This is a genomic window from Nocardia arseniciresistens, from assembly GCF_046764875.1.
In the GTDB taxonomy this organism is placed as follows: Bacteria; Actinomycetota; Actinomycetes; order Mycobacteriales; family Mycobacteriaceae; genus Nocardia; species Nocardia arseniciresistens.
On the sequence record NZ_JBKORD010000023.1, the window covers coordinates 65,858 to 92,307 of the forward strand.

The following is a 26,450-nucleotide window of genomic DNA, read 5'->3' on the forward strand; positions in this document are numbered from 1 at the left end:
GGACCAGCAGGGCGCGCGCCACCACGTTGCCGCAGTTGATCGCGGCTGCGGTGGAAGCGAATCCGGCGGGCACCGCCATCGTGTGCGCCGACGCGACCAGCAGATCCGTCGCGCTGAGCTACGCGGAACTCGACGAGCGCTCGACCAGGCTCGCGCGGCTGCTCATCGAGCGGGGTATCGGCCCAGAAGACCTGGTCGCGATCGCCATGGCGCGGTCATTGCATTCGGTGCTCGCGGTGTGGGCGGTCGCCAAGACCGGAGCCGGATTCGTTCCGGTTGACCCGAACTATTCGGCGGAGTGGGTAGCGCACCTGGTCGGCGATTGCGGTGTGAGCTTCGGGCTGACCGTTGCCTCGGTCGGCGACGACTTGCCCAACCTGGCCGAGTGGCTGGTGCTCGACACACCGAGCACGGCACGGCTGTTGGAGGAGTATCCGGCGGACCTGATCACCTATCAGGATCGGGTGCGCCCGCTGCATCCGGAACATCCCGCGTATGTCATCTACACCTCGGGTGCCACCGGCACACCGAAGGGCGTTGTCGTCACACACGCCGGTCTCGGGCTCCTCTGCGATGAGCAGCGCGCCCGCTATCGCGTCACGCGCACCGCGCGCACCCTGCATTTCGCGTCCCCGTCGTTCGACGCGTCGGTACTCGAGCTGCTGCTGGCACTCGGCGGCGCCGCGACCATGGTGGTGGTTGCGCCGACGGTTCTCGGCGGCGCGGACCTGGCGACCGTGCTGCGCAGAGAAGCTGTGACCCACGCGTTCGTCACGCCCGCGGCATTGGACTCGGTAGATCCAGCGGGCCTCGACGAACTGGCCGTGGTGATCGTCGGCGGCGACGTCTGTCCGCAGGAGCTGGTGCGGCGCTGGGTGGTTCCGGTCGGCAACGACGGTGCGGTGCGGGAGTTCTTCAATGCCTACGGTCTCACCGAAGCCACGGTGGCGGCCACTATCAGCGAGCCACTGCTGCCGGATGTGCCGGTAACTGTTGGTGCGCCGATCCGCGGCGTCACCGCCTATGTGCTCAACGATCGGCTACAGCCGGTGCCCGATCGGGTGATCGGCGAACTGTATATCGCGGGAGCGCAATTGGCTCGCGGCTACCACGACCGGCCCGCGCTCACCGCCGCACGCTTCGTGGCCAATCCGTTCGACCCCGGCGGCGGCAGGCTCTACCGCACCGGCGATCTGGTGCGCCGTACACCCACCGGTGAGCTGGAGTACTCGGGTCGCAACGACCCCCACGGGGTCGCGCGGGTCGGTCTGGACGACGACGTCTTCGTTCTCGGCGACAATTCCCTGCTCGCCACCGAGGTGACTACGGGATCGGCCGCCGAGGTGGAGCAGCATGGCGATGTCGGCGTGCAATACGCGGACACCAGTATCCGGCAGCGCGAGCTGCTCGGCGCGGAAACCGATTCGGACAGTGCGATTTCGGCGCAGGCCGGATACTGGCGCGGCGCCCTGGCCGGGCTGCCCGCCGAGTTGAACCTGCCCGCCGACCGCGCCCGTCCCTCGGTGCGGACCTTCGCGGGCGGCACCACGGATTTCGCGGTCGACGCGCAGGTATACGCCGGATTGCTCCAGCTCGCCAGCGAACACGATGCGACCATGTTCATGGTGGTGCACGCCGCGCTCGCGGTGTTGCTCGCCAGGCTGTCGGGCACCGACGACATCGCCATCGGCACCACGGTGGCGGGGCGCGGCGAGGCCGAACTCGACGACATGATCGGCATGTTCGTCAATACGCTGGTGCTGCGTACGCAGGTGCTGGGCGAGCTCACCTTCGGTGAGCTGCTCGTGCGGACCAAAGACACCGACCTGGAAGCGTTCGCGCACGCCGACCTGCCTTTCGAGCGTCTGGTCGAGCTGCTCGACCCGCCGCGCTCGACCGCGCGCCATCCGCTGTTCCAGGTGGCCCTGTCGTTCCTCGATGGTCCGGACAGCAGCTTCGAACTGCCGGGACTGAGCATCCAGCCTGTCGATTCCGACATGACCACGGCGTCCTATGATCTGTCGCTGAGCATCGGGGCGGTGGGTGAGGTCGCCGAAGGCGCCGGTTTGCGTGGCGAATTCGCCTTCGCGCGTGATCTTTTCGACGACGCGACGGTGCGCGTATTCGCCAAGCGCTTCACCCGGTTGCTCGCCGCGATCGCCACCACGCCGCAGATCCCGGTCGGCGACCTGCCGCTGCTCGACGCCGCCGAAAGCGCGCTGCTGACCGGTCAGCGCCGGGACCAGGTGATGGCCACCGGTCTGCTGCCCGACTTGCTGACGCGTACCGTTCGCGCCGATCAGGACGCCATCGCCGTTCGGCACGATGGTCGCTCGGTGACCTATCGCGAACTCGACGAATACTCTTCGCGGCTGGCGCGGGTGCTGATCGATCGCGGTGTCGGCCCGGAGAAACTTGTCGCGCTGGCCTTCCCGCGTTCCTACGACATGATCGCCATGGTCTGGGCGGTGGCCAAAGCCGGCGGCGCGTATGTGCCGATCGACCCGAGCTATCCCGAGGAACAGATTCGGCACATGGTGACCGACTCCGGTGCGCTCGTCGGCTTCACCGCCGCGCGGTACGCCGATGAGCTGCCCGGTCGCGGTTGGCTGGTGCTCGACGATCCCGGCACCCAGGCGGTGGTGTCCGCGTACGCGTCCGATCCGGTCACCGACTCCGACCGGCTCGCGTCGTTGCTGCCGCGGCATCCGGCCTACGTCATCTACACCTCGGGCTCGACCGGTATGCCCAAGGGGGTCACCGTCACCCACGCCGGGCTCGGCGGTCTGATCGACTACGCCACGGAGATATTCGAGGTCGCACCGCAGCACCGGTTCCTGCACCTGTGCTCGCCGAGCTTCGACCCCTCGATACTGGAATGGCTGTGCGCCTTCCACACCGGCGCGACGCTGGTAATCGTGCCGCCGACGGTCGTCGCGGGCCAGGAGCTCACCGAACTGCTGCGCGCCGAACGGGTCACCCACGCGATATTCACGCCCGCGCTGCTGGGGACGGTCGATCCCGCGGGGTTGTCCGAGCTCGAATTCCTGTGCGTCGGTGGCGATGTGACCACACCGGAACTGGTGGCCGAGTGGCAGCCGGGGCGTCGGTATATCAATGGATACGGGCCGCTCGAGGCGACGGTCGCGGTGTCCTACGGCGATCTGAACCCGCAGCGGCACATCACGATCGGCAAACCGGTCCACGGAATGTCGCTGCTGGTGCTGGATTCGCGTTTGAATCCGGTGCCGCCCGGTGTGGCCGGTGAGCTGTATGTGGCCGGTGACGCGCTGGCCCGCGGCTACCACAACCGCACCGGGTTGACGGCGGATCGCTTCGTCGCCGATCCATGGGGCGCTCCTGGTGCGCGGATGTACCGCACCGGGGATGTGGTGCGGTGGTATGCCGAACCGGGGCAGCGGGCGGGCAATGCCGCTGTGCCATCGGTGGATTGGGAACTCGACTTGGTCGGGCGCTCGGACTTCCGCATCCTGCCGCCGAACATGGTGCCCTCGGCGATCGTGGTGCTCGACGCGATTGCGCCGACCCCGGTCGGCGAGCTCGACCGCGACGCGCTGCCCGAGCCCGAATACCGTGCGCCCTCGACCCCGCGGGAAGAGATTGTCGCCGACCCCTCGGTCGAGGTGCCGGAAGTGGCTGTCGCACCGGCGGTCCCGCCGATGCACCGGGTCGATGAGGCGTCGGAGGATATCGCGGCGCTCGAGGACGAAGTTCCCGAAGTCGGCGTCGCGCCCGTAGTTATGACAGCGCCCGGTCCGGAGCAGGCCCCGGAAGCACGTGCCGCAGCCGAGTTCGAAGGGTCGGAAATTGTCGTTGCGCAGGTGCCTACGGCCGCGCCGCGTGTCGAACAGGCACCGTATACGGCAGCCGCGCCCGCATACGTGGTGCCGCCACCGCAGCCCGCGGACGAGCCAGACTACGCGGCGGGTCCGCTGCCGTTGACCCCGAATGCGGTGCGGTTGCTGGAGGCCGGGGTCGAGGTGCGGGCGATTGTGATCGACGTACCGTCGACTTGTCCCGCGGAGGCCGTGCAGGCGGCGGTCGACACTGTGCTCGAACAGCATCCGATGCTGTGGGTCCGGCTGCACAAGGGTGAGCGGTCCGGCGCGCCGGTATTCGAGATACCGGCCGCGACCGAGCGGTACGACGAGGCGTTCCTACAGTTGGATCGGACGAACGCGGAGACGGCGCCGCCATTGGACGACGTCGTGCGCGAAGTAGCCACGGAGTTGGATCCCGCGCTCGGCCGCAATATTCGTTTCGTCCTGGTACGTGGGCCGGACGCCGCGACGCTGGTGGTGGTGGCCAATGGTCTTGTGGTGGACGACGCTTCATGGCGCACCATCATCGACAAGCTGTCGGCCGCGTGGTGGCGTGGCAGGCACGCCACCCCGGCGGTGCCGGAGTCGGGTCTGCGCGAGCTGCTCGACGCGCTGTCACGACGTTCCGAGGGCATGCATGTCATCGATGAAATGACCTGGTGGCAGGACACTTTGGGGGCGGTGCCCGCCACCCTCAATCCCGCGGGCGGCTCGAATCCGGGATCGCGACGCCGGGTATCACTGACCATCACGGCCGAGGGCACCGCGGCCGTCGCCGCGGCTGCGGCGGCATATCAGGCCGGGGTCGACGAGGTGCTGCTGACCGCGGTGGCTCTCGCGCTTGTCACCGCCGCCGGTGAAACGGTCACTCGCACCATCGGCCCGGTGATCAGGCTGGCGGCCGACGCGCGCTGGGTGACTCCCACAGACACCATCGTCGGCGGCTTCACCACGGACTACCCGCTCCCGCTGCGGCTGGACGGTATCGACGTGGCGGACGCGCTCGTCGGCGGACCGGCAGCGGGCGTCGCGATCGCACAGATCAGCGAACTGTGCAGGTCGGCGCCCGCGCGCGGCGTCGGCTACGGAGTACTGCGCTACCTGAACGCCCAAACCGGCGCTCGTCTGCGCGGGCTGCCCAGGGGCCGTTTCGCACTCCGATATCGCGATCTTCGCCCGGCAAGAGTGCATAGCGAGGCGCCGGCAGGTGACCTACTGCTCGACCTCACCGCCGACGCGACCGCCGAAGGCCTACTGATCCGGTTCGACTACGCCGCCGACGTGTTCGGTGGTGACGAGGTGAAGACCTTCGCCGAGCACTGGATCCGCGCGTTGGGCGGGCTGGCCGAGCACGGACAGCAGCTGCTCGGTGGGTGAATAGAGCCTGCGTCGGCCGGTCCGGGATGAGCATGATTGGCCAGGTCAGGCATGATGGGGCAACATTGCAGTAACGATGGCCCTGTTGTCACGACTACATGGGCCGTATGGTCGGCGTGGTGCCGAACCGTGGATACCTGGCGGCCTGGGGAAAGCCCAACCGCAATCTCGATACGAAGTGAAGGTGTGAAATTGATCCGTCGACATTCCCGGCGCCGCGGTACGCGGGCCGCCGCGATGATCGCGGCAACCGCTGTTCTCGCGGGTGCCATGTCCGGATTCGGCACATCCACAGCGACGGCTGACCCGATCATGGATTCGAAGGCGCTGCTCGGCAACCCGATCGCGCCGGACGGCTCGAAGATCACGAAGGCCGAATACAAGGACGAGCGCAGCATTCGCTTGACCGTGTACTCGGCGGCGATGGACCGGAGCTTCCCGGTCGACGTGCAGCGCCCCGCAGATGCCTCGGTGCCTCGGCCGACCCTGTATCTACTCAACGGCGCCGGTGCCGGTGAGGACGACGCGTCGTGGGTCGCCCAGACCGACGCACTGCAGTTCCTCAGCGACAAGAACGTCAACGTCGTGCAGCCCATCGGTGGCAAGTGGAGCTACTACACGGATTGGATCAATGACGACCCGGCGCTCGGCCGTAACAAGTGGAAGACCTTCTTCACCGAGGAGCTGCCGCCGCTGATCGACGGCGCGCTGGGTGCCAACGGTGTCAATGCCATTGCGGGCCTATCGACTTCGGGTACCACCGTGCTGGCACTTCCGATCGCGAAGCCGGGTCTGTTCAAGGCCGCCGCCGCCTATAGCGGTTGCGCGCAGACCAGCGACCCGGTCGGCTCGGAGTTCGTGAAGCTGACCGTGGAGACCTGGGGCGGCGCCGATGTCGAAAACATGTGGGGCCCGATTGGCTCGCCGGAGTGGACGGCCAACGACCCGTATGTGAACGCGGCGGGTCTGCGCGGTGTCGACCTCTACATCTCGACCGGCAACGGCCTGCCCGGCCAGTACGACCAGCTGAACAACCCGTACGCGCTGCCGGGTTCCTTCGGTCTCGCCAACCAGATCCTCATCGGCGGCGTGATCGAGGCGGGCACCAACTACTGCACGCACAATCTCCAGGGCAGGCTGCACGAGCTGGGTATCCCCGCGACGTTCAACTTCCGTAACTCCGGCACCCACTCGTGGGGCTACTGGAACGACGAACTGCACGCATCCTGGCCGACCCTGGCCAAGGGCCTCGGCATCTAAAGCTCACTGACCTGGTCTGATTCCTATCGACCGCCCTGTTGCACCTCCGGTGCGACCAGGGCGGTCGAATTTTTTTATATGCAGACCAACGAAAAAGTTCGGTTACCCGTAAAATTCTGTTCTGTGAGTACAACCCTGGCCGAATCGGCGCGCAACGCGTCGAGTCGGGCGAGATCTGTCAGTGTCTTGCTCGGTCCGGCATTCGTAGCTGCCATCGCCTATGTCGACCCCGGCAATGTGGCGTCGAATATCAGCGCGGGCGCGCAATTCGGATACCTACTCGTCTGGGTCATCGTCATGGCCAACGTGATGGCGGGGCTGGTGCAGTTCCTGTCCGCGAAGCTGGGGTTGGTCACCGGCATGTCGCTACCCGAAGCCGTGCGGGAGAAGGCGAGTCGCCCGGTGCGGCTCGCGTATTGGGGCCAGGCGGAGACCGTCGCGATGGCAACCGACCTCGCCGAGGTCGTCGGCGGCGCGATCGCGCTGAAGTTGCTGTTCGGGCTGCCGCTCGTGGTCGGTGGCGTGATTACCGGTGTGGTCTCGATGGGTCTGCTGCTTGTCCAGGACCGTCGCGGGCAGAAGCCGTTCGAGCGGGTCATCACCGGTCTGCTCGCCATCATCGCCATCGGCTTCCTTGCCAGCGTGGTGATCTCGCCGCCGTCGGTGTCAGGCACGGTCGGTGGCCTGCTGCCGCGCTTCCAGGGCAGCGAGAGCGTGCTGCTCGCGGCGGCCATGATCGGTGCGACGGTGATGCCGCACGCGGTGTACCTGCATTCCGGGCTGGCCAGGGACCGGCACGGTCACCCGGAACCCGGCCCGTTTCGGGTCCGCCTGTTGCGCGTCACCAAGTACGACGTCGGACTCGCCATGGTGCTTGCGGGCACCGTCAACCTGGCGATGCTGCTGATGGCCGCGAATACCCTGCGTGGTCGCGAGAATGTCGACACCCTGGAGGGCGCTCACGCCGCCGTCGGTGACGCGCTCGGTCCCGTCGCCGCACTGCTGCTCGCGATCGGCCTGCTGGCCTCTGGCCTCGCCTCGACGTCCGTCGGCGCCTACGCGGGCGCGATGATCATGGAAGGGCTATTGCGCCGCAAGATTCCGCTGCTGGCCCGTCGCGTTGTCACCTTGATCCCCGCGATCACCATCCTCGCGGTAGGTGTCGACCCCACTCGCGCCCTGATCATCTCGCAGGTGGTGCTTTCCTTCGGTATTCCGTTCGCGCTGATCCCTCTGGTCCGCTTCACCAGCGACCGCATCCTCATGGGCGCGGATGTCAACCATCGGGTGACGACATCACTCGCCTGGCTGGTCGCGATCATCATCAGCCTTCTCAACGTGGCGCTGATCTATCTGACCATCACCGGGTAGCCAGCGGCTTATGCCCAATTCTCGATCCAGTACTTCCAGATCAGCGGCGCGTAGGCGGCCAGCGGCGGCACCTTGATTTCGCTTCCGCTCAGCGCCGATGTGGTGCGACGGCAGTCGAACCAGCTGGCGAATTCGCTGTGCTCCAACATATCTCGTGGAACGCCGACGTGGGGGAGCAGCCAGCTCGCGCCAGGAACCCGCAGCACCATGTCCAATGTGCGTTTGGGCATCACTTCGACCAGGTGGGGCGCGCCGGCCTCGTCGGCGAACAGGTTGAGCGCCTCGACGGCACTCTGTCTGCGCGGATCGACGAGGTGATAGGTCGTCGTTGTCGAACCAGGCTGGTGGGCGAGGTAATCCAGGGCGCGAGCGACGAAGTCCACCGGCACCATATTGGTTTCGCCCAGCTTCGGCACCAGCACCGGCAGGATCCTCGGCAGCTGCCCGGCCATTCTGAGCAGCCGGAAGAAGTAATAGGGCCCGTCGATCCGGTCGATCTCGCCGGTTTGGGAGTGGCCGAGCACGATCGGCGGCCGATAGATCCGCCAGTTCAGTGCGGACTCGCGCACGATCCGCTCGGCCTCGAACTTGGCCCGCTGCAGCGGCGTCGTCAGCACCTGGCCCTCGTCGAACATGTCCTCGGTGAAAAGGCCCTCGAACGAGCCTGCCACCTCTACCGTCGAGACATGATGCAGCAGACCGACTTTCAAGTCCTCCGCGACATCGACCAGGTGCCGGGTACCGTCGCCGCGCTCGGTCACGTCGTAGCTGGAGGCCAGGTGGAAGACCTGGTCGATCGTTCCGCGATGCTCGCCGAGCCACGTCGGGTCGATACCGAGCCCGTCGGCGCCGAGGTCGCCGCGGACCGGCCGCACCCGATCCCCACCGTCCCACTGGCGGGCACAGCAGGCGTACCGGGCGGCCGAGTCGTCGCCCGGCCGGACCAACACATGGATATCGCCCTCGCGTTCGAGCAGTTCGGGGATCAGAAACCTACCGATGAACCCCGTTGCCCCGGTGACCAGGTAAGCCATAGCCGATGAACATATCTTATGCGCTCAAACGCCGAAGACCGGCTTGCGTTTTGTGAGCATGGCGGTTGCGCCTTCGATGAAATCGAGAGATTGCAGCAGCTCGGTCTGGCCGGACTTTTCGGCTGCCAGCGAGGCGTCGAGCTGGGTCAGCGTGGCCGCGTTGAGTGCCTTCTTGGTGAGTTCGAGCGCGCGGCGCGGACCTGCGGCGATCTTCGCCGCCGCGGCCTCGACCTTCGCGTCCAGTTCGTCCTCGGCGACCACCGCGGTGAACAGTCCGGCAGCCTTGGCCTGCGGGGCGGGCAGCCGTTCGCCGAGCAGTGCCATCTCCGCCGCGAGCGGGCGTCCCGCGGCCGCGGCGACCATCGTTGCGGCGCCGCCGTCGGGCATCAGGCCGATATTGATGAAGGCGAGCAGCAGGTAGGACTCGGTGCTCGCATAGACGAGGTCGGCGGCGAGCGCGATGCCGACACCGACCCCCGCGGCCGCGCCCTTGACCCGTGCGATGACCGGAATCGGCGCGTCCACAATGGCTTTCACGAGTCGATTGGCCGCGTCCATCACCTGGTCGGAGGTGATGCCGCGCTGCGCCTCCGCGGCGGTCGCCGCCAGATCAGCGCCGGTGCAGAAGTCGGATCCCTCGCCGGTCAGTACGATTACTCGCACCGAGGAATCCTCGGCGGCGGCGAGGAAGGTATCGCCGAGGGCGACCATCGTGTCGTAGTCGACGGCGTTCTTGCGCTTGGGCTTGGTGATGGTGACCCGGAGCACCCTGCCGTCGTTGACGGCGGAGAAGCCCGCGGGAGTAGTCGCGGAATCGGGGTTGCTCATGTGGTGCTCCTCTTTCGAGCGATCTGCTACGGGGTGCCACGAATAATGGTTAACTTTGCGAATTGTGGTTAACTTAGGTTGATTTGTCCGGCGCTGTCAACCAGCAGCGCCGCCCGAGAACGGAGAGGTCCATGGTCGCGGAACGCAGCGAGGTCGAACTCGCTCCCGCGCCACCCGATGCCGGCAAGTCGGTGCGGCGGCGTCCGAAGGATCGCAAGGTGCAGATCATCCGGGCGGCCGCGCGCGCGTTCAGCGACCGCGGGTACTACCCGGTCGGTGTCGACGAGATCGCGGCCGAGGTCGGGATCTCGGGGCCCGCGCTGTATCGACATTTCCGCAACAAGTACGCGCTGCTCGTCGCGGCCGCGGAGGAAGGCGCACGGCACCTGCTGAACGTCGCCCTGGCCGCGGACGATCCACAGCTCGATCCCGCACAGCGGCTGGACGCCTTGATCAGGGCGATGAGCGAGCACACCATCGAGATTCGGCGCGAGGCCGGACTGTATCGCTGGGAGCGCCGCTACCTGGAGCGTGCGGATCGGATCCGGATTCGGAAGATCTACGACGACCTCAACGCGACGGTCGCGGCGCCGATCGCGCAACTGCGGCCGAGCGCGCCACCGGAGGATGTGGCGATGCTCGCGGCAGCCGTGCTCAGCGCGATCGCCAGCGTCTCCGCGCACCGCACCGCGTTGTCCACCACACGACTGCTGCCGCTGCTGCACGACATGTGCTGGTCGATCCTGCGCGCCGAGCTGCCACCCGCGCCGGGGCAGCCCGATCCGGGGCCGGTCACCCGAGGCCTTCCCGTCACTTCGAAACGTGAACAGCTGCTCACCGAGGCGATCCGGATCTTCGGCAGACAGGGCTACCACGAGGCCAGTATCGAGGAGATCGGCGCGGCCGTCGGTATCAACGCCTCCAGTGTGTACCGGTACTTCACCAGCAAGGCCGACCTGCTGGCCGCGGCCTTCCATCGCACCGGTGACCGGGTCGCCATCGCGATCACCGAGGCGCTCGCCGAGGCGACAAGCCGACCTGACGCGGTCCGACGCATCGCATACCGCCAGGCTCGGCTCACCTTCTCGATGCCGGAGATCATGCCGGTCTACTACGCCGAGTTCAGTAATCTGCCGCAGGCCGAGCAGCACAAGCTGCGGGCCATTCAGCGCCAGAACGTCCTCGAATGGGCCAATCTACTCGACGGTGACGCGGTCGAGGCCCGCTTCCGGGTACACGCCGCCATCGGCCAGGTGATCGATGTCGGCAGGCTGACCAAGTTCGACTCCCGTCCCGAACAACTGGCCCGGGTCTGCGCGCTGATGGAAGCGGTGCTCCTCGGCGCGAGCTGACTCGACCCCATCAGCCGCGAGCTGAGTCAGCCCATCCTGCGGTGGCGCAGTCGGAAGATGGCCTTGGCCAGGCGTAGATCGCGAGGATGGCGGTCGAAGGTGGACAGGTTCACCGGTGCTCGGTAGCGCTTGGTGGCGACCGCCAACGTCCTGCTGAACTCGCGCAGCCCCTGGTCGCCGTGATGGTGGCCCTGGCCGTATTCCCCGACTCCGCCGATCGGCAGCGCGGGGATCGCGCCGTAGGTGGTCGAAGAATTGATAGTCACAACGCCGACCCGCAGTTGTTCGGCGAACGCCTCGACGCCGTGCACGTCGCGAGTGAACATCGAGACCGCGACACCGTTGCCGACCGCGTTTATCCGCCGCACGGCCTCGTCGACATTCGCCACCTTGTTCACGATCAGTACCGGCCCGATGCCTTCGCTGGTGATCGCGACGCTCTCCTCCGGCACGTCGGTGAGCACGATGGGCTCGATGTAGGGCTCTCGGATGGAGTCCATCCCGCCGACCACTGCCTTGCCGCCGCGAGCGAGCGCGTCACGAACCTGTTTGCGCACCACATCGACCTGGGACTCCAGAATCATCGGGCCGTAGGACGCGCGCTTGTCCGCGCCGGGTCGCAACCGCCGCGCCTGATCGGCCACCAGCTCGAGGAACCGGTCATAGACCGAGCTCGCGACATAGGCACGTTGAATACCAGTGGCATTCTGGCCCGCGTTGGCCATGGCGCCGAATACCGCCGCCTCCGCGGCGTCCTCCAGCTTCGCGTCGACGTGGACGATCATGGCGCCCTTGCCGTTCCGCTCGACGACGACCGGCGTCATCGTCTGCGCGCAGAGCGAGATCACCTCACGCGCACCCGCGTCCGAGCCCGCGTAGGCGATCTTGTCCACCTTCGTTCGACACAGCGCGGCCGCGGTCCCGTGGTCGCCGGTGACCACTTGCAGCACAGGTTGATTCGGTGCGAGCCGCGACCAACTCTCGGCCAGCCAGACGCCGACGCCGGTGGTGAGCTCGTTCGGTTTGAACACCACGGTGTTGCCCGCGGCCATCGCGTAGGCGATCGAGCCCATCGGGGTGAGCACCGGGTTGTTCCATGGTCCGAGCACACCGACGACGCCGAGCGGCAGGTAACCGACCGACGCGCGCTGGTTGCGGGTCAGCCAGGTGGATCCGAGCCGATGCCTGCCGAGCACGCGGGTGGCATTGCGTGCCGCCCAATCCAGATTCTCGATGGCGAGCATCACCTCGATCGCGGCGTCCGCCTCCGGTTTTCCGGTCTCCTCGCACAGGATCTCGACCAATTCGCCTGCCCGCCTGGCGATGCTGCGTTTCCAATCGAGCAGCCAGCGTTTACGTCCGCTGAATCCCAGTTCGGCCCACCATTTTTCGGCTGAGCGCGCGGCGCGCACAGTGCGGTTCAACTCGCCAGGGCTCATTACGGCGTAGTTGCCGACGACTTCGCCGGTGCGCGGGTCGAAGGATGTCAGCACGTTCGATCGGCCCGATCGCTGCGCGGTCTCGGCCATGGTCAACTCCCGCGGTCGCAAGCGGTCCGGCACAGACGCTTTGGGGAGAAGCTGCGCTGCCGCCGGTGAAAAAGTTCGTAATGTGTTCCCCCGATTAGCAGACTATGGTCGCCGCGGCGGCCCGACAAGGCGTTACCGCCGCCCCAGCACTGCCCAAGACGGCCTGGACCGGCATCGCTCCAGCGTTGAGCCGATCGGCCAGCGCGAATGTGAGCAAGCACACACTTCGATGCGCCGGCCTGTTGGGACCGCGCTGGCGACCGTTCGCGGATCGACCTGCCGGTAACATCACGCCAGGCGGTACGGATCACCAACCCGGACGTACTTATGCGTGCGCCTGGCGACCTGGTCGCCCCCGGCCGATAGTGGAGAGTTGATGCCGAGCTTGAACCAAGCAGATTCACACCCTGACGATGCCGTGTCCGGCACCAGCGAGGTCCGCGACGTCGAGTACGCGGTCATCGTGGACGATGTCCGGAAATCGTTCGGTGAGGTGCACGCGCTGCAAGGTGTCAGCTTCCGCGCCGAGCAGGGGAGCGTTCTCGGCATTCTCGGTCCGAACGGCGCGGGCAAGACCACCGCGGTGAAGATCTTGTCCACGCTGCTGCGCCCGGACTCCGGCACGGCGACCATCGCGGGGTACGACGTCCGCAAGGACCCGGCCGGGGTGCGCCGATCGATCATGATGACCGGTCAATACGCCGCGCTCGACGAAAACCTGTCCGGCCGCGAGAACCTCGAACTGTTCGGCCGCCTGATGGGGCTGGGCAAAGCGGCCGCCCGCAAGCGCGCCGACGTGCTGCTGGAGGAATTCGACCTGGTCGGTGCGGGCCGCAGGCCGGTACACGGCTATTCCGGCGGTATGCGTCGCCGGGTCGACATCGCCTGCGGTCTTGTGGTGCGGCCGGAGGTGGTGTTCCTCGACGAGCCGACCACCGGCCTCGACCCGCGCAGCCGCCAGGGTGTCTGGGATCTGGTGACCGCGCTACAGAACCAGGGCATCACGGTGCTGCTGACCACCCAGTACCTCGAGGAAGCCGATGTGCTCAGCGACAACATCATCGTCATCGACAAGGGCATGGTGATCGCCGAGGGCACCGCCGACGAGCTCAAGGCGAAGACCGGCGGCAGTTACTGCGAGGTCGTTCCTCTCGACCCGAAGCGGCTGAACAACGCCGCTGTCGCGCTCGGTGATCTGGTTCCCGCCACAGTGCTCGCCGAAATCAACGGCGGCGACCGGATCTCCATTCCGGCGCCCGAAGGCGCTGCCACCCTCACCGAGGCGCTGCGCAGGCTCGACTCCGCGGGGATCGAGCTGGCCGACATCGCGCTGCGGCGGCCCTCCCTCGATGACGTCTTCCTCTCCATCACCGGCCACACGGGTGGTGCGGCGTGACCGCTTCCACCGCCGAGCGCGCCCTCGACATCGACGCGGCGGCGCTGTTCGCCGAGCTACCCACGGCACGGCGGTCGTCGTTCGGGCAGTGGCGTTCGCTGACCGGCCGGATCGTCAAGACGATGGCAACAAAGGGTGAGTTGATCGTCGCGATCATCACCCCGCTGGTATTCACCATCGGTTTCTATCTGCCGCTGCGCTACGTGATGAAGTTCCAGGGCATCGACTACGCGCAGTTCGTGATGCCGATCATCGTGTTGCAGACCATGGCATTCACCATGATGTCGAACGCGCAGCTCGCCGCATTCGAGTCGTTGACCGGATTCACCACTCGGTTGCAAACCATGCCGATCGGCAAGCTTGTCCCGTTGACGGCGCGGATCTGCGCGGGGATGGTCCGTTCGGTCACCTCGTTGACCGCGGCGCTGATCTTCGGTCACATCATCGGCTTCCGTTTCGTCGCAGGCTTCGGCCAGGCCGTGCTGTTCTGTGTGTTCTCGCTGGCGATCGGGACCGTGCTCGCGATCGGCGCGGACACGCTCGGCATCCTCACCAAGAACCCGGAATCGCTGAGCCAGGCACTGACACTGCCGACCCTGATCTTCGGCATGCTCTCGTGCGGGTTCGTCCCGGAACGCAGCTTCCCGGAGTGGATTCAGCCGTTCGTGCGCAACCAGCCGATCTCCCAGTTCTCCTTCGCGCTGCGCGATATGGCCCATGGCGGGGTCACCTGGCAGGTGCTGTGGGTGCCATTGGCCTGGGTGAGCGGGCTGGCGATCGCGTTCGTCCCATTGGCGGTCTGGGCGAGTGTGAGGCGGCCATGAGTTCAGCAGAGGCAACCATGACCCATCCCGTCACCGAGGACATCGAACCGGCGGGCAACTCCCCGCTTCCCGTGGTGACCGCGCAATCCGAACGCGCGTTGAGCACCTGGCTGGCTCACAGCGTGATCCAGTGCAAGCGATTGCTGCTGACCTGGGTGCGTGACCCGTCGACGACCATTCAGACGCTGCTCTATCCGGCGCTGACGCTGCTGATGTTCCGTGTCGTGCTCGGTAATTCGATCACCGCGGCCACCGGTATTCCGAGCATCTACGGTCAGGTCGCGATGATCACACTGATCGCGGCGATGACCGGCGCCGTTGTCAGCGCGCTCGGCGTCAAGCGGGAAAAGGCGACCGGCCTGCTCGGTCGCTTCTGGACCATGCCGGTGCACCGGGCGGCGGGGCTGACCGGTCGGATCCTCGCCGAGGCCGTCCGCATCTTCTTCAGCACCCTGTTCGTGATCGCGGTCGGCTTCGCCATCGGCTTCCGCTTCGGACAGGGTCCGCTCGCGGCCATCGCACTGATCAGCATTCCGGTGCTGTTCGGTATCGGGTTCGCCGTCCTGGTCACCGCGCTGGCGACGATCACCGAAGGCACCTTGCTCATCAGCCTCATCGGCATCTTCAATACCCTGCTGATGTTCTTCAACACCGGCTTCGTCCCGGTCTTCGCCTACCCGGTCTGGCTACAGAGCACGGTCGAGAATCAGCCCATGAGCTGTGCCGTCGATGCGATGCGCGGCCTCTCCTATGGCGGGCCGGTGGCCGAACCCCTCACGAAGAGCCTCGCCTGGACCATCGGCCTTATCGTGGTCTTCGCCTACCCCGCCATTCGCGGTTACCGCCGCGCCGCCGAAACCGGTCGCTGATCCAGCAAGCAGTCGCTAGCTGATCCTTTCGAGCGACCTGCAAGCAGTCGCTAGCTGATCCTTTCGAGCGACCTGCAAGCAGTCGCTAGCGGATCCTTTCGAGCGACCTGCAAGCAGTCGCTAGCGGATCCTTTCGAGCGACCTGCAAGCAGTCGCTAGCGGCGCACATGCCGTTCTGCACCTCGCGGCGACTCGGTGAATGGGTACTCGACCCAGCGGTTTCGATGGGTCCACCCCACCAGGTCGTAGCGCCAGTGGAAGGGCCAGGTGTGCGCGACGGTGTTGAACAGGACGGCGCCGAGCGCGGTGTAGTCGGCGTGCGCCGAGAGCAGCGCGCGTTGGCCGCGTGGTGCCGCGGTGAAGAAGGCGTCGAACATGGAGATGGACTGTTCGGTGCTCAGGCGGCCGAGGCCGAATAGTCCGCGCGTGCGCATCCAGTAGGTCAGGCGGGCCTGCCACGGCCATAGCGCGGCGATGGGGTCGCGGCCCTGCTGGAGTGCGGCTATCGCGGTGTCGACGAGGGCAAGGGAGTCGGCGACGCTGTAACCGGTGCACGGGTGCATCATGCCGCCACGGGAACCGAACGGGATCGCTTGCGCCGTACCCTTTTTCGGCGGCGGCCGCTGATCGAGCGGGTAATGCGCGGCCTCGTTCGGCTCGGTGCCGGTGAGCGTGATGCCGTGCGCGGCAAGCCGGTTCAGCGTGCGCTTGCGCAATTCATGCTGTGGCATACCGCCGCGCAGGCCGAGGCTGGTTTCCTCGAAGATCACGGTGCCGTCGCCGAGCGGGACGGCATAGAGGAACGACGGCGGCTCGTCGGGGCTCGCGCCGTTCTCCGGCCGCCAATCCAGCAGCAGCCCTTCGCCTTCGGCGACCATCGGCGCCGCGGTCTCGGCGTCGACGAAGATGCCGTGCGCGCTCGCGGCCCGGCGCCGCCCGAGCGCGGGCAGCCCACGCGTGTCGAAAACCGTTGCTGCCCTGAGGATTGTGCCGTCGGCGAGCTCGACCTCATGTGCGTCGAGCCTGGTGGCTCGTGCCGCGATCACGGTGGCGTCGTCGAGCGGCAGTGCGTCGCGCAGTCCGGTTTTGGACAACACGCAGTAGGGGCGTTCGATGCGATGCTCGGTGCTGGTCCATACGGTCGGCGCGGCGATCCTGGTGGCAATCGCGCTCGGGGGCAGCCAGTCCGGCAGTTCATCGACCCAGCAGGAGTAGGTGGGCATCCACAGCCGGTCGGGCCGCGGATCGACCGCGGTGACCCGCAGTCCGGCCAACATCGCCCGGTGTGCCAGTGCGCGGCCGGTCGGGCCGAGCCCGACAACGCAGAGATCGACTTCCTGGACCGCGCTGACACTCATACCGGCATTCAAACCCCGGGACCACGCCGATGCAACTGTCTGCGACACCGGTCACCGTACTTTTTCGAGGCGGCCGCCACCGCCGGCCGCACCTGCTACTTCGGGGTGATCCAGGTGGTGATGTCGGCGTGTACGACCTCGAGGCCGTTCTTGTCGTAGATCGACACGGGCACGATCAGGTCCTGCCCCTCGGTGATCGTGGCGAAGTCCGGGAGTTCGGGGAGCTTCGCGACCGCGCGCAAGCCGGTCTCGGCCTTGGCCAGATACTGCACGTTCATCGCCTTCGGGATCCAGCGGTGGGTGCCCGGCACCGTCGCCTCGCTCAGCATTCCCATCGCCACCTCGGCCAGGTTGCACGCCGCGATGGCGTGGTAGGTGCCGAGGTGGTTGTGGATGCCGAACCACTTCGGCGAGGTCACCTCGCACAGGCCCGGCTCCAGCCGCACCACGCTCGGCAGCACTGTGCCGAAGTACGGCACCCTTGCGACCATGCCGAGGGAGAACAGGGCGTGGCCCAGCCGGTTGTCGGGTAGTTTCTTCCAGCCGCGGTAGGTGGCGGTCTCTTTCGTCATACCCACATCTTACTCATAAGTAAGTTCTATCGCGGTAGCGTGCCGAGCTGCCGTTTTGGTGGCGCGATTGCCGCGGGGGCGCGCCCGGGATCCTGGCTCTGACCTGCGTTGGGGGCGGGCGAAGCCGTCGAGCGGGGGGTGGATTTGAAGTCGAAGGGGGCATCGGGCATACTGTTCGGGTTGCCTTGCACCGGGCCATCCCTGCTCTACGGGTTGTGGCGGGTGGCAAGGCGTGTAGTACCCAATCGTGTACCTCGCTGGCTTCCAGCGTGGGTACGTCCGGGACACTGTTCCGAAGCCTGAGGCGAATTTCGATTCCTGGGCAGAAGAATGAGCGGATGGGCGACACGCCCGACCGCGTGGACCGGAGAACCATGACAGATGAACAGCGGCGAGGACCGGGCGTGGCTCGGTCGTGTTCTCTTGCGGGACGTCTTCGTGTGTTCGGGCTGTGCAAATTGAGGGTGGTACGGAAGCCAGCTTCCGGATCACGAAGGAAAAGCGGAGAAAAGGACACTTAGCGTGGCGGGACAGAAGATCCGCATCAGGCTCAAGGCCTACGACCACGAAGCGATCGACGCGTCAGCGCGCAAGATCGTGGAAACGGTGACCCGCACCGGGGCCCGTGTCGTCGGGCCGGTGCCGTTGCCGACCGAGAAGAACGTGTACTGCGTCATCCGTTCGCCGCACAAGTACAAGGACTCGCGCGAGCACTTCGAGATGCGTACGCACAAGCGACTGATCGACATCCTCGACCCGACGCCGAAGACGGTTGACGCGCTTATGCGCATCGACCTGCCGGCCAGCGTCGACGTCAACATTCAGTGACGGGGACTCGAGACATGACTGATAACAAGAACAGGCCAGCGGCCGGCATCCTGGGCACCAAGCTCGGTATGACCCAGGTGTTCGACGACAAGAACCGCGTCGTTCCCGTGACCGTCATCAAGGCCGGACCGAACGTCATCACCCAGATTCGCACCGTGGAGCGGGACGGCTACAGCGCCGTCCAGGTCGCCTTCGGCGCCATCGACCCGCGCAAGGTGAACAAGCCGGTCTCCGGTCAGTTCGCCAAGGCCGGTGTCACCCCGCGTCGCCACGTCGCCGAAATCCGCGTTGCGGATGCTTCCACCTTCGAGGTCGGCCAGGAGCTGACTGCCGAGGTGTTCGAAGAGGGCGCGTACGTGGACGTGACCGGCACCAGCAAGGGCAAGGGCTTCGCGGGCACCATGAAGCGTCACGGCTTCGCCGGTCAGGGCGCCTCGCACGGCGCGCAGGCCGTGCACCGCCGCCCTGGCTCCATCGGTGGTTGCGCGACCCCTGGTCGCGTGTTCAAGGGCATGCGGATGTCGGGCCGGATGGGCAATGACCGCGTCACCACGCAGAACCTTTCGGTTCACAAGGTGGACGCCGAGAACGGCCTGCTGCTGATCAAGGGAGCGATCCCGGGTCGTCGCGGCAACGTTGTCGTCGTCAAGAGCGCCGTGAAGGGTGGTGCACACGCATGACCAGCCTCGAAAAGAAGGCCAACCTCACGCTGCCGGTGAAAGAACTGGGCGGCAAGACAAATGGCACCGTCGAGCTCCCCGCGGAGATCTTCGACGCGACCGCCAACATCTCGCTGATGCACCAGGTCGTCGTCGCGCAGCTTGCCGCGGCCCGTCAGGGCACGCACTCCACCAAGACCCGCGGTGAAGTCCGCGGCGGTGGCAAGAAGCCGTACCGGCAGAAGGGCACCGGCCGCGCCCGTCAGGGCTCGACCCGCGCGCCTCAGTTCGTCGGTGGTGGCGTCGTGCACGGCCCGCAGCCGCGCGACTACAGCCAGCGCACCCCCAAGAAGATGATCCGCGCAGCACTGCGTGGCGCACTTTCGGACCGGGCGCGTAACGAGCGCATCCACGTGATCACCGAGCTGGTTACCGGGCAGGCCCCGTCGACCAAGGTGGCCAAGAGCTTCCTCGCGGAGATCTCGGACCGCAAGAAGTTCCTCCTCGTCCTCGGACGTGAGGATCTCGCGGCTTGGAAGAGTGTGCAAAACCTGGAGTTCGTGCACCCGATCGCGCCGGATCAGCTCAACACCTACGACGTGCTGGAAAGTGACGAAGTGGTGTTCAGCGTCGAGGCCTTGAATGCCTTCGTGCATGGCCCGGCCGAAGCCGAACAGGATGCACAGGAGGAGAGCAAGTGACCACCATCGCCGACCCCCGCGACATCCTGCTGGCGCCGGTCATCTCGGAGAAGTCCTACGGACTTATCGAGGAAGGCACCTACACCTTCATCGTGCACCCGGACTCCAACAAGACGCAGATCAAGATTGCCGTCGAGAAGGTCTTCGGTGTCACGGTCACGAGCGTCAACACCGCCAACCGTCAGGGCAAGCGCAAGCGGACCCGCTTCGGTTACGGCAAGCGCAAGAACACCAAGCGCGCGCTCGTGACCATCTCGGCCGACAGCAAGCCCATCGAGATCTTCGGAGGCCCGGTCGCGTAAGCGCCTGGGACTCCAGAAAGAAGAGAAGAACTCATGGCAATCCGTAAATACAAGCCGACAACACCCGGTCGCCGTGGCTCGTCCGTCTCGGACTTCGCCGAAATCACTCGGTCGACCCCTGAGAAGTCGCTGATTCGCCCGCTGCACAGCAAGGGTGGTCGTAATGCGCACGGTCGCATCACCACTCGGCACCGCGGTGGCGGCCACAAGCGCGCCTACCGTCTGATCGACTTCCGTCGACTGGACAAGGACGGCGTGCCGGCGAAGGTCGCTCACATCGAGTACGACCCGAACCGGACCGCCAACATCGCGCTGCTGCACTACGCGGACGGCGAGAAGCGCTACATCCTGGCGCCGAAGGGCATCGCGCAGGGCACCCCGATCGAGTCCGGCCCCACCGCCGACATCAAGCCGGGTAACAACCTGCCGTTGCGCAACATCCCGACCGGTACCACGATTCACAACGTGGAACTGCGTCCGGGCGGCGGCGCCAAGATGGCTCGCTCGGCCGGTGCCAGCATCCAGCTGCTCGGTAAGGAAGGCCCCTACGCCACGCTGCGTATGCCCTCCGGTGAAATCCGTCGCGTCGACGTGCGCTGCCGCGCATCGGTCGGCGAGGTCGGCAACGCCGAGCAGTCGAACATCAACTGGGGCAAGGCCGGCCGTATGCGCTGGAAGGGTCGCCGCCCAACCGTCCGTGGTGTCGTCATGAACCCGGTCGACCACCCACACGGTGGTGGTGAGGGTAAGACCTCCGGTGGTCGCCACCCGGTCAGCCCGTGGGGACAGCCGGAAGGCCGCACCCGCAAGCCCAACCGTCCGAGCGACAAGCTCATCGTCCGCCGCCGCCGCACCGGCAAGAACAAGCGATAACCAGGAGGGAGTAGAAGATGCCACGCAGTCTTAAGAAGGGCCCGTTCGTCGACGATCACCTCCTCGCGAAGGTGGACGTTCAGAACGAGAAGGGCACGAAGCAGGTCATCAAGACCTGGTCGCGTCGCTCCACGATCATCCCCGATTTCATCGGCCACACTTTCGCCGTCCACGACGGTCGCAAGCATGTCCCGGTGTTCGTATCGGACAACATGGTCGGGCACAAGCTCGGTGAGTTTGCGCCGACGCGCACGTTCAGGAGCCACGTCAAGGACGACCGGAAGAGCAAGCGGCGATGACCACTGAGACTCAGAATCCGACGGCTCGCGCGACCGCTAAGCACGTTCGCGTGACCCCGATGAAGGCTCGTCGCGTTGTGGACCTGGTCCGCGGCAAGCGAGTCGAGGACGCACTGGCGATCCTGAAGTTCGCGCCGCAAGCCGCGAGCGAGCCGGTTGCCAAGGTCGTGGCGAGTGCCGCGGCGAATGCCGAGAACAACCTCGGCCTCAACCCGGCCACGCTCGTTATCTCGACGGCTTTCGTCGACGAGGGCGCGACCATGAAGCGGTTCCAGCCGCGTGCACAGGGTCGGGCCTTCCGGATCCGGAAGCGCACCAGCCACATCACCATCGAGGTCGAGAGCGTTCCCACCGCCGGTGGATCCACTCGTAACCGCCGGAAGGGAGGGGCAAAGTAAATGGGACAGAAAATTAACCCCCATGGCTTCCGCCTCGGCATTACCACCGACTGGAAGTCGCGTTGGTACGCGGACAAGCAGTACGCGGAATACGTGAAGGAAGACGTCCAGATCCGCAAGCTCCTCGCCACTGGCATGGAGCGGGCAGGTATCTCGAAGGTGGAGATCGAGCGCACCCGTGACCGGGTTCGCGTCGACATCCACACCGCGCGTCCAGGCATCGTCATCGGTCGCCGCGGCGCCGAGGCCGACCGCATCCGTGCGGAGCTGGAGAAGCTCACCAAGAAGCAGGTGCAGCTGAACATCCTCGAGGTGAAGAACGCCGAGTCGGATGCGCAGCTCGTTGCCCAGGGTGTGGCCGAGCAGCTGTCCAACCGTGTGGCGTTCCGTCGTGCGATGCGCAAGGCCATCCAGTCGGCCATGCGTTCGCCGAACGTCAAGGGCATCCGTGTGCAGTGCTCGGGCCGCCTCGGTGGCGCCGAAATGTCGCGCTCGGAGTTCTACCGTGAGGGTCGGGTTCCGCTGCACACGCTGCGTGCGGACATCGACTACGGCCTGTACGAGGCCAAGACCACCTTCGGTCGCATCGGTGTGAAGGTCTGGATCTACAAGGGCGACATCGTCGGTGGCAAGCGTGAGGTCACGGCTTCGGCCGCGCCCGCAGCCGGTGACCGCCGCGAGCGTCGTGAGCGGCCGAGCCGCCCGCGTCGTTCCGGTTCCGCCGGCACCACCGCGACCAGCACTGAGGCCGGGCGTGCAGCCACCGCCACTGCGGTTGCGGACGCTCCGGCAGAAAAGCAGGAGGGCTGACGCATGTTGATGCCTCGGAAGGTCAAGCACCGGAAGCAGCATCACCCGGGTCGTTCCGGAATGGCAAAGGGCGGCACCTCGGTCGCGTTCGGTGAATACGGCATCCAGGCTCTCGAGCCCGCCTACGTCACCAACCGGCAGATCGAGTCGGCTCGTATCGCGATGACCCGCCACATCAAGCGTGGCGGCAAGATCTGGATCAACATCTACCCGGATCGCCCACTCACCAAGAAGCCTGCCGAGACCCGCATGGGTTCCGGTAAGGGTTCGCCGGAGTGGTGGATCGCGAACGTCAAGCCCGGTCGCGTGATGTTCGAAATGAGTTACCCCAACGAGGAGACCGCTCGCGAGGCCCTGCGCCGCGCGATGCACAAGCTCCCGATGAAGTGCAGGATCGTCACGAGGGAGGAGCAGTTCTGATGGCTACCGGAACACCGGCCGCAGAGCTCCGCGAGCTCACTGAAGAGGAGCTTGTCGCCCGCCTGCGTGAGTCGAAGGAAGAGCTGTTCAACCTGCGCTTCCAGATGGCGACGGGTCAGCTCGACAACAACCGTCGGCTGCGCGTCGTTCGTCACGAGATCGCGCGCGTCTACACGGTCATGCGTGAGCGCGAGCTCGGCCTGGCCACGGCACCCGCTGGCAAGGGAGATGCGGCATGAGTGAGAACACGGAAGAGCGCAACAGCCGCAAGGTACGTAGTGGCTACGTTGTGTCGGACAAGATGAACAAGACGATTGTCGTCGAGCTGGAAGACCGTCACCGGCACAAGCTCTACGGCAAGATCATTCGCACCACCTCCAAGGTGAAGGCGCATGACGAGAACGAGACCGCCGCTGTCGGCGATCACGTTCAGCTGATGGAGACCCGTCCGCTGTCGGCCACCAAGCGCTGGCGTCTGGTCGAGGTCCTCGAGAAGGCCAAGTAACCGTAAGGTCAGCCTCATCTCGAAAAACTGAGTTCACAAAGTCGAAGGCCCGCTTCCCTTTTGGGAGGCGGGCCTTCGTCGTTTGTCCGGAGTCGCGTATATCCGTCCGACGACAGCGGAAGTTCATGTTAGGACTTGCGTTATACGTATACATCTACTTATAGTGAGTCCCGACGCGATGTAGTCGGCAACTGGGTCGGCATCGTCGGGGAAAGCGGTAGATCAACCAGCGGCGGGCCGACGGGGGCCGTGGCCAGTGCTTCGATGCATATTTGCGCATCCATTGATGAATTGAGGAACCATGTCCACCGATGAACGCGAGCTGATCAGCGACGAGAGTGCTTCAAGCGCCGAGCGTCCGGCGGAAACCGGCATCGACATGAGCAAGGGCGCTTCGGGGGAGTTTCACGAGGTACTTGTGAAGGTCGGCCCGGGCGGAGTTCGCAGGCAGCGGTTCTTCGGCAGGGCCATCGGTGAATCGCGGCAGTTCACCAAGGTCGGCATCCAGACCGTTCGGGTTTGGGTGAGTCGCAAGGGCAAGTTCGTGGTGCAAGTGCGGCGGTCGGAGTGGGCAGACCTCAGCGAGATGACGAACCTGATCAAGGACTGGAAGAACTGGCGTACCACGCTCGGCACCGACGATTTCGGCTGGGGTGACTACACCGTAGACGTGCTGGATTCGGTCGAGGAGTTGCGCGACCGGGTGCCCGAGCGGATCTATCGCGCACTTGCCGACGCCGCGGGCAAACCGTACACCGAGGACATCAACGCCTGAGCCTGGAATTCGTTCCTCGCCTGGCTCTTCCTATTACGAAAGGCATTCTCTCCCATGTTCGCTCGACTGGGGCGCGTTGTCGTCCACAACCCGTGGAAGGTGATCGGCGCCTGGCTGCTCATCGCGATCGCGGTGGTGCTCTCGGCGCCGAAACTCACCTCGACCACCGATCAATCGGCGTTCCTGCCATCGCATTACGAGTCGATCCAGGCGATGGAATTGCAGCAGAAAGCATTTCCGCAGAGCGCGGCGCCCGCGGCGATCATCGTCTTCGAACGGGCCGACAACGCACCGTTGACCGAGGGTGATTCAACCGAAATCGCCTCGGCCGCAGCGAAACTCACTGAAACAAATATCAATGGTGTCACCGGGATGCAGGTTGTTCCGCCCTCGGAGAACCGGTTGATCCAGATCATCGCGGTACAGATGACCAAGGTCACCAACCCGTCGGACAAGACGCAGAGCGATGCCGTCAAGGAGCTGCGCGACGACCTGAAAAAGCAGGTGGAAGGCACTGACCTGAAAGCGGGTATCACCGGTCAGGCGGCGCAGATGCTGGACCAGACCGAGTCCAGCGAGAAGGGCATGGCGATCATCGGCGTTGCCACGATCGTGTTGATCCTGGTGCTCTTGCTGATCATCTTCCGCAGCCCGGTGATCGCGCTGCTCCCCATCGTTGTCATCGGCGCGATCTCCAGCACCGTCAATGGACTGATTGCCATGGTCAGCAAGGCTTTCGACCTCGAGATGGACACGTCGGTGACCGCGATCCTCCTGGTCGTGCTGTTCGGCGTCGGCACCGACTACATCCTGTTCCTGATGTTCCGCTACCGGGAGCGGCTGCGTGCGGGCGAAGACCCGAAGACCGCCATGGTCAGCGCCGTCACCAAGGTCGGCGAGGCCATCACCTCGGCGGCGGCCGCGGTGATCATCGCGTTCATGGCGCTGACCCTGTCCAGCCTCGGCATGTTCCGTGCGCTCGGTCCGGCATTGGCGATCGCGGTCGCCGTGGCACTGCTGGCCGGACTCACCCTGGTGCCCGCCGTTGTTTCGCTGCTCGGCACGAAGGTGTTCTGGCCGTCCAAGGCATGGAAGGTGGAGCCGAAGAGCGCTCGCTTCGCTGCGGTCGGTGCCGCACTCGGTCGGCGGCCCGGTGCGTTCGCGGTCGCATCGGGTGGTGTGCTTGTCGCGCTGGGTGTGGTGGCGTTCGGCTTCAATCCGACTTTCGATCTGAGTTCGGGCTCGACGTCGGACGCATCCGAATCCACGGTCTACAGCAAGGAATTGCTCAAGGGGATGCCTGCGGGCGCTACCCAACCCTCGGATGTTCTTCTGAACTCGCCGGGCGGGCAGCTGACAACTGAGCAGCTCACGACCTATCGTGCCGCGCTGGTCGGCGTACCAGGAGTGGGTCAGGTGGGGGAGCCCCGAGTGTCGAATGACCAGGCGAGCGCCGAATTTCAGGTGACGCTCAACTCCGTGCCCGAATCGGATGCGGCGCTCGAGACGGTCCGTGGTCCACTGCGCGATGTCGCGCATGCGGCGGCACCGGCTGGAACAACTGCTGCCGTTGGCGGGATGACCTCGGTGTTCGTCGACTTCCAGGATGCGATGAACCACGACTACGCGATCGTGTTCCCGGTGGCGGCGGTCCTGATCATGATCGTGCTCGCATTGCTGCTGCGCAGTCTGGTGGCGCCGTGGTATCTGATGGCGTCGGTGTTCCTGGGATTCGCCGCCACTCTCGGTGCCGCCGTGTTGGTGTTCCAGAACATTCAGGGCAATTCCGGTCTGATGTTCACGATCCCGCTGATCATGTATCTGTTCGTCGTCGCACTGGGCACGGACTACAACATCCTGATGGTCGCGCGGTTGCGCGAGGAGGCCCGTGCGGGTCGCGACCCGAAAGAGGCTGCCGCGCTTGCCCTTCGGCATACCGGTCCGACGGTCGCGGCCGCCGGTGTGATCCTGGCGGGAACATTCGCGTCGATGATGCTGGCGGGCAACAACGTGCTCTCCCAGATGGGCTTCGCCATCTCGGTCGGCATCGGGATCGCCGCCTTCGTGATGGCCATGTTCTTCACCCCGGCCGTCACCGCGTTGATCGGCCGCCGTGCCTGGTGGCCGGGTCACGGCGATCGTGGTGCGACACAGAACGGTGCGAGCCGGTCGTCCGCCGTTGACTACGCCCCGCGTCGCGACGAAGCCCAAAAGGCTCCGGCTGGTGGTGGTTGGTCGAACACCAGGGAGTGACGCCAGTCGTCGTGC

24 protein-coding genes and 1 pseudogene are annotated in these 26,450 nt (G+C 65.8%); 20 read left to right on the plus strand and 5 right to left on the minus strand.

Going from position 1 to position 26,450, the window contains the following annotated elements:
* Positions 1-23: 23 nt before the first annotated feature.
* The 3 genes and pseudogenes from ACLMAJ_RS33540 to ACLMAJ_RS33550 form a co-directional block, all read left to right on the plus strand.
* Positions 24-5,219: pseudogene (locus ACLMAJ_RS33540) on the plus strand (amino acid adenylation domain-containing protein); the annotation flags it as partial.
* A 237-nt stretch (positions 5,220-5,456) separates the two neighbouring features.
* Entirely contained in the window at positions 5,457-6,479 is a 1,023-nt protein-coding gene (locus tag ACLMAJ_RS33545) for an alpha/beta hydrolase (protein ID WP_412017961.1), read from the plus strand.
* A gap of 78 nt (positions 6,480-6,557) precedes the next feature.
* Positions 6,558-7,850: an Nramp family divalent metal transporter gene (locus ACLMAJ_RS33550; protein ID WP_412017912.1), complete on the plus strand. Its 1,293-nt coding sequence runs from the start codon at positions 6,558-6,560 to the stop codon at positions 7,848-7,850.
* A gap of 8 nt (positions 7,851-7,858) precedes the next feature.
* Here ACLMAJ_RS33550 and ACLMAJ_RS33555 read toward each other — a convergent pair whose 3' ends face one another.
* Both ACLMAJ_RS33555 and ACLMAJ_RS33560 read right to left on the minus strand, forming a co-directional pair.
* Positions 7,859-8,884, minus strand: coding sequence for an SDR family oxidoreductase (locus ACLMAJ_RS33555; protein ID WP_412017913.1), 1,026 nt, complete (start codon positions 8,882-8,884; stop codon positions 7,859-7,861).
* Positions 8,885-8,908: 24 nt separating this feature from the next.
* Positions 8,909-9,712 carry an enoyl-CoA hydratase-related protein gene (locus ACLMAJ_RS33560; RefSeq protein WP_412017914.1) on the minus strand — a complete coding sequence of 268 codons (804 nt, stop codon included), beginning with the start codon at positions 9,710-9,712 and terminating at the stop codon, positions 8,909-8,911.
* Between the two features lie 131 nt (positions 9,713-9,843).
* Here ACLMAJ_RS33560 and ACLMAJ_RS33565 point away from each other — a divergent pair, with 131 nt between their 5' ends.
* Positions 9,844-11,064, plus strand: coding sequence for a TetR/AcrR family transcriptional regulator (locus tag ACLMAJ_RS33565; RefSeq protein WP_412017915.1), 1,221 nt, complete (start codon positions 9,844-9,846; stop codon positions 11,062-11,064).
* Between the two features lie 26 nt (positions 11,065-11,090).
* On the opposite strand, the gene ACLMAJ_RS33570 is transcribed toward ACLMAJ_RS33565, so the two are convergent.
* Positions 11,091-12,593: an aldehyde dehydrogenase family protein gene (locus ACLMAJ_RS33570; protein WP_412017916.1), complete on the minus strand. Its 1,503-nt coding sequence runs from the start codon at positions 12,591-12,593 to the stop codon at positions 11,091-11,093.
* A gap of 376 nt (positions 12,594-12,969) precedes the next feature.
* Here ACLMAJ_RS33570 and ACLMAJ_RS33575 point away from each other — a divergent pair, with 376 nt between their 5' ends.
* From ACLMAJ_RS33575 to ACLMAJ_RS33585, 3 genes are read left to right on the plus strand one after another with little or no spacing between them, the layout of a single operon-like run.
* Complete coding sequence (locus ACLMAJ_RS33575) at positions 12,970-13,989, plus strand: ATP-binding cassette domain-containing protein (protein ID WP_412017917.1); 1,020 nt, start codon at positions 12,970-12,972, stop codon at positions 13,987-13,989.
* A complete protein-coding gene (locus ACLMAJ_RS33580; protein ID WP_412017918.1) occupies positions 13,986-14,813 on the plus strand; it encodes an ABC transporter permease in 828 nt (275 codons plus the stop codon). Before ACLMAJ_RS33575 ends, ACLMAJ_RS33580 begins: the two co-directional genes overlap by 4 nt.
* Positions 14,814-14,830: 17 nt before the next feature.
* Positions 14,831-15,682 (plus strand): ABC transporter permease, encoded by an 852-nt coding sequence (locus ACLMAJ_RS33585; protein ID WP_412017962.1) that lies wholly within the window; start codon positions 14,831-14,833, stop codon positions 15,680-15,682.
* 155 nt (positions 15,683-15,837) lie between these two features.
* Here ACLMAJ_RS33585 and ACLMAJ_RS33590 read toward each other — a convergent pair whose 3' ends face one another.
* Both ACLMAJ_RS33590 and ACLMAJ_RS33595 read right to left on the minus strand, forming a co-directional pair.
* The gene (locus ACLMAJ_RS33590) at positions 15,838-17,040 is read right to left on the minus strand and encodes a lycopene cyclase family protein (RefSeq protein ID WP_412017919.1); all 1,203 of its coding nucleotides are present in this window, start codon (positions 17,038-17,040) and stop codon (positions 15,838-15,840) included.
* Between the two features lie 95 nt (positions 17,041-17,135).
* Positions 17,136-17,612, minus strand: a complete 477-nt coding sequence (locus ACLMAJ_RS33595; protein WP_412017920.1) for a hotdog fold domain-containing protein — start codon at positions 17,610-17,612, stop codon at positions 17,136-17,138.
* A gap of 522 nt (positions 17,613-18,134) precedes the next feature.
* Here ACLMAJ_RS33595 and rpsJ point away from each other — a divergent pair.
* From rpsJ to ACLMAJ_RS33660, 13 genes are all read left to right on the plus strand, one after another.
* Complete coding sequence (rpsJ, locus tag ACLMAJ_RS33600) at positions 18,135-18,440, plus strand: 30S ribosomal protein S10 (RefSeq protein WP_003938093.1); 306 nt, start codon at positions 18,135-18,137, stop codon at positions 18,438-18,440.
* Positions 18,441-18,454: 14 nt separating this feature from the next.
* Positions 18,455-19,120 carry a 50S ribosomal protein L3 gene (rplC, locus tag ACLMAJ_RS33605; protein ID WP_412017921.1) on the plus strand — a complete coding sequence of 222 codons (666 nt, stop codon included), beginning with the start codon at positions 18,455-18,457 and terminating at the stop codon, positions 19,118-19,120.
* A complete protein-coding gene (gene rplD, locus ACLMAJ_RS33610; protein WP_412017922.1) occupies positions 19,117-19,800 on the plus strand; it encodes a 50S ribosomal protein L4 in 684 nt (227 codons plus the stop codon). Before rplC ends, rplD begins: the two co-directional genes overlap by 4 nt.
* Positions 19,797-20,102 carry a 50S ribosomal protein L23 gene (rplW, locus tag ACLMAJ_RS33615; RefSeq protein ID WP_040731336.1) on the plus strand — a complete coding sequence of 102 codons (306 nt, stop codon included), beginning with the start codon at positions 19,797-19,799 and terminating at the stop codon, positions 20,100-20,102. The genes rplD and rplW overlap by 4 nt, the downstream gene beginning before the upstream one ends.
* Before the next feature lie 33 nt (positions 20,103-20,135).
* Positions 20,136-20,975 carry a 50S ribosomal protein L2 gene (gene rplB / locus ACLMAJ_RS33620; protein ID WP_412017923.1) on the plus strand — a complete coding sequence of 280 codons (840 nt, stop codon included), beginning with the start codon at positions 20,136-20,138 and terminating at the stop codon, positions 20,973-20,975.
* A gap of 17 nt (positions 20,976-20,992) precedes the next feature.
* Positions 20,993-21,274 (plus strand): 30S ribosomal protein S19, encoded by a 282-nt coding sequence (gene rpsS / locus ACLMAJ_RS33625; RefSeq protein ID WP_364903870.1) that lies wholly within the window; start codon positions 20,993-20,995, stop codon positions 21,272-21,274.
* Complete coding sequence (gene rplV, locus ACLMAJ_RS33630; protein ID WP_328409152.1) at positions 21,271-21,672, plus strand: 50S ribosomal protein L22; 402 nt, start codon at positions 21,271-21,273, stop codon at positions 21,670-21,672. The genes rpsS and rplV overlap by 4 nt, the downstream gene beginning before the upstream one ends.
* Complete coding sequence (gene rpsC / locus ACLMAJ_RS33635) at positions 21,673-22,482, plus strand: 30S ribosomal protein S3 (RefSeq protein ID WP_328409153.1); 810 nt, start codon at positions 21,673-21,675, stop codon at positions 22,480-22,482. It abuts the gene before it with no gap.
* A 3-nt stretch (positions 22,483-22,485) separates the two neighbouring features.
* A complete protein-coding gene (gene rplP, locus ACLMAJ_RS33640; RefSeq protein WP_067519522.1) occupies positions 22,486-22,902 on the plus strand; it encodes a 50S ribosomal protein L16 in 417 nt (138 codons plus the stop codon).
* Positions 22,902-23,141, plus strand: a complete 240-nt coding sequence (gene rpmC, locus ACLMAJ_RS33645; protein ID WP_412017924.1) for a 50S ribosomal protein L29 — start codon at positions 22,902-22,904, stop codon at positions 23,139-23,141. Before rplP ends, rpmC begins: the two co-directional genes overlap by 1 nt.
* Positions 23,138-23,407, plus strand: a complete 270-nt coding sequence (rpsQ, locus tag ACLMAJ_RS33650) for a 30S ribosomal protein S17 (RefSeq protein ID WP_412017925.1) — start codon at positions 23,138-23,140, stop codon at positions 23,405-23,407. Before rpmC ends, rpsQ begins: the two co-directional genes overlap by 4 nt.
* Positions 23,408-23,708: 301 nt before the next feature.
* The gene (locus ACLMAJ_RS33655) at positions 23,709-24,182 is read left to right on the plus strand and encodes an EXLDI protein (protein ID WP_412017926.1); all 474 of its coding nucleotides are present in this window, start codon (positions 23,709-23,711) and stop codon (positions 24,180-24,182) included.
* Positions 24,183-24,236: 54 nt separating this feature from the next.
* Entirely contained in the window at positions 24,237-26,435 is a 2,199-nt protein-coding gene (locus tag ACLMAJ_RS33660; RefSeq protein WP_412017927.1) for an MMPL family transporter, read from the plus strand.
* Positions 26,436-26,450: the final 15 nt, after the last annotated feature.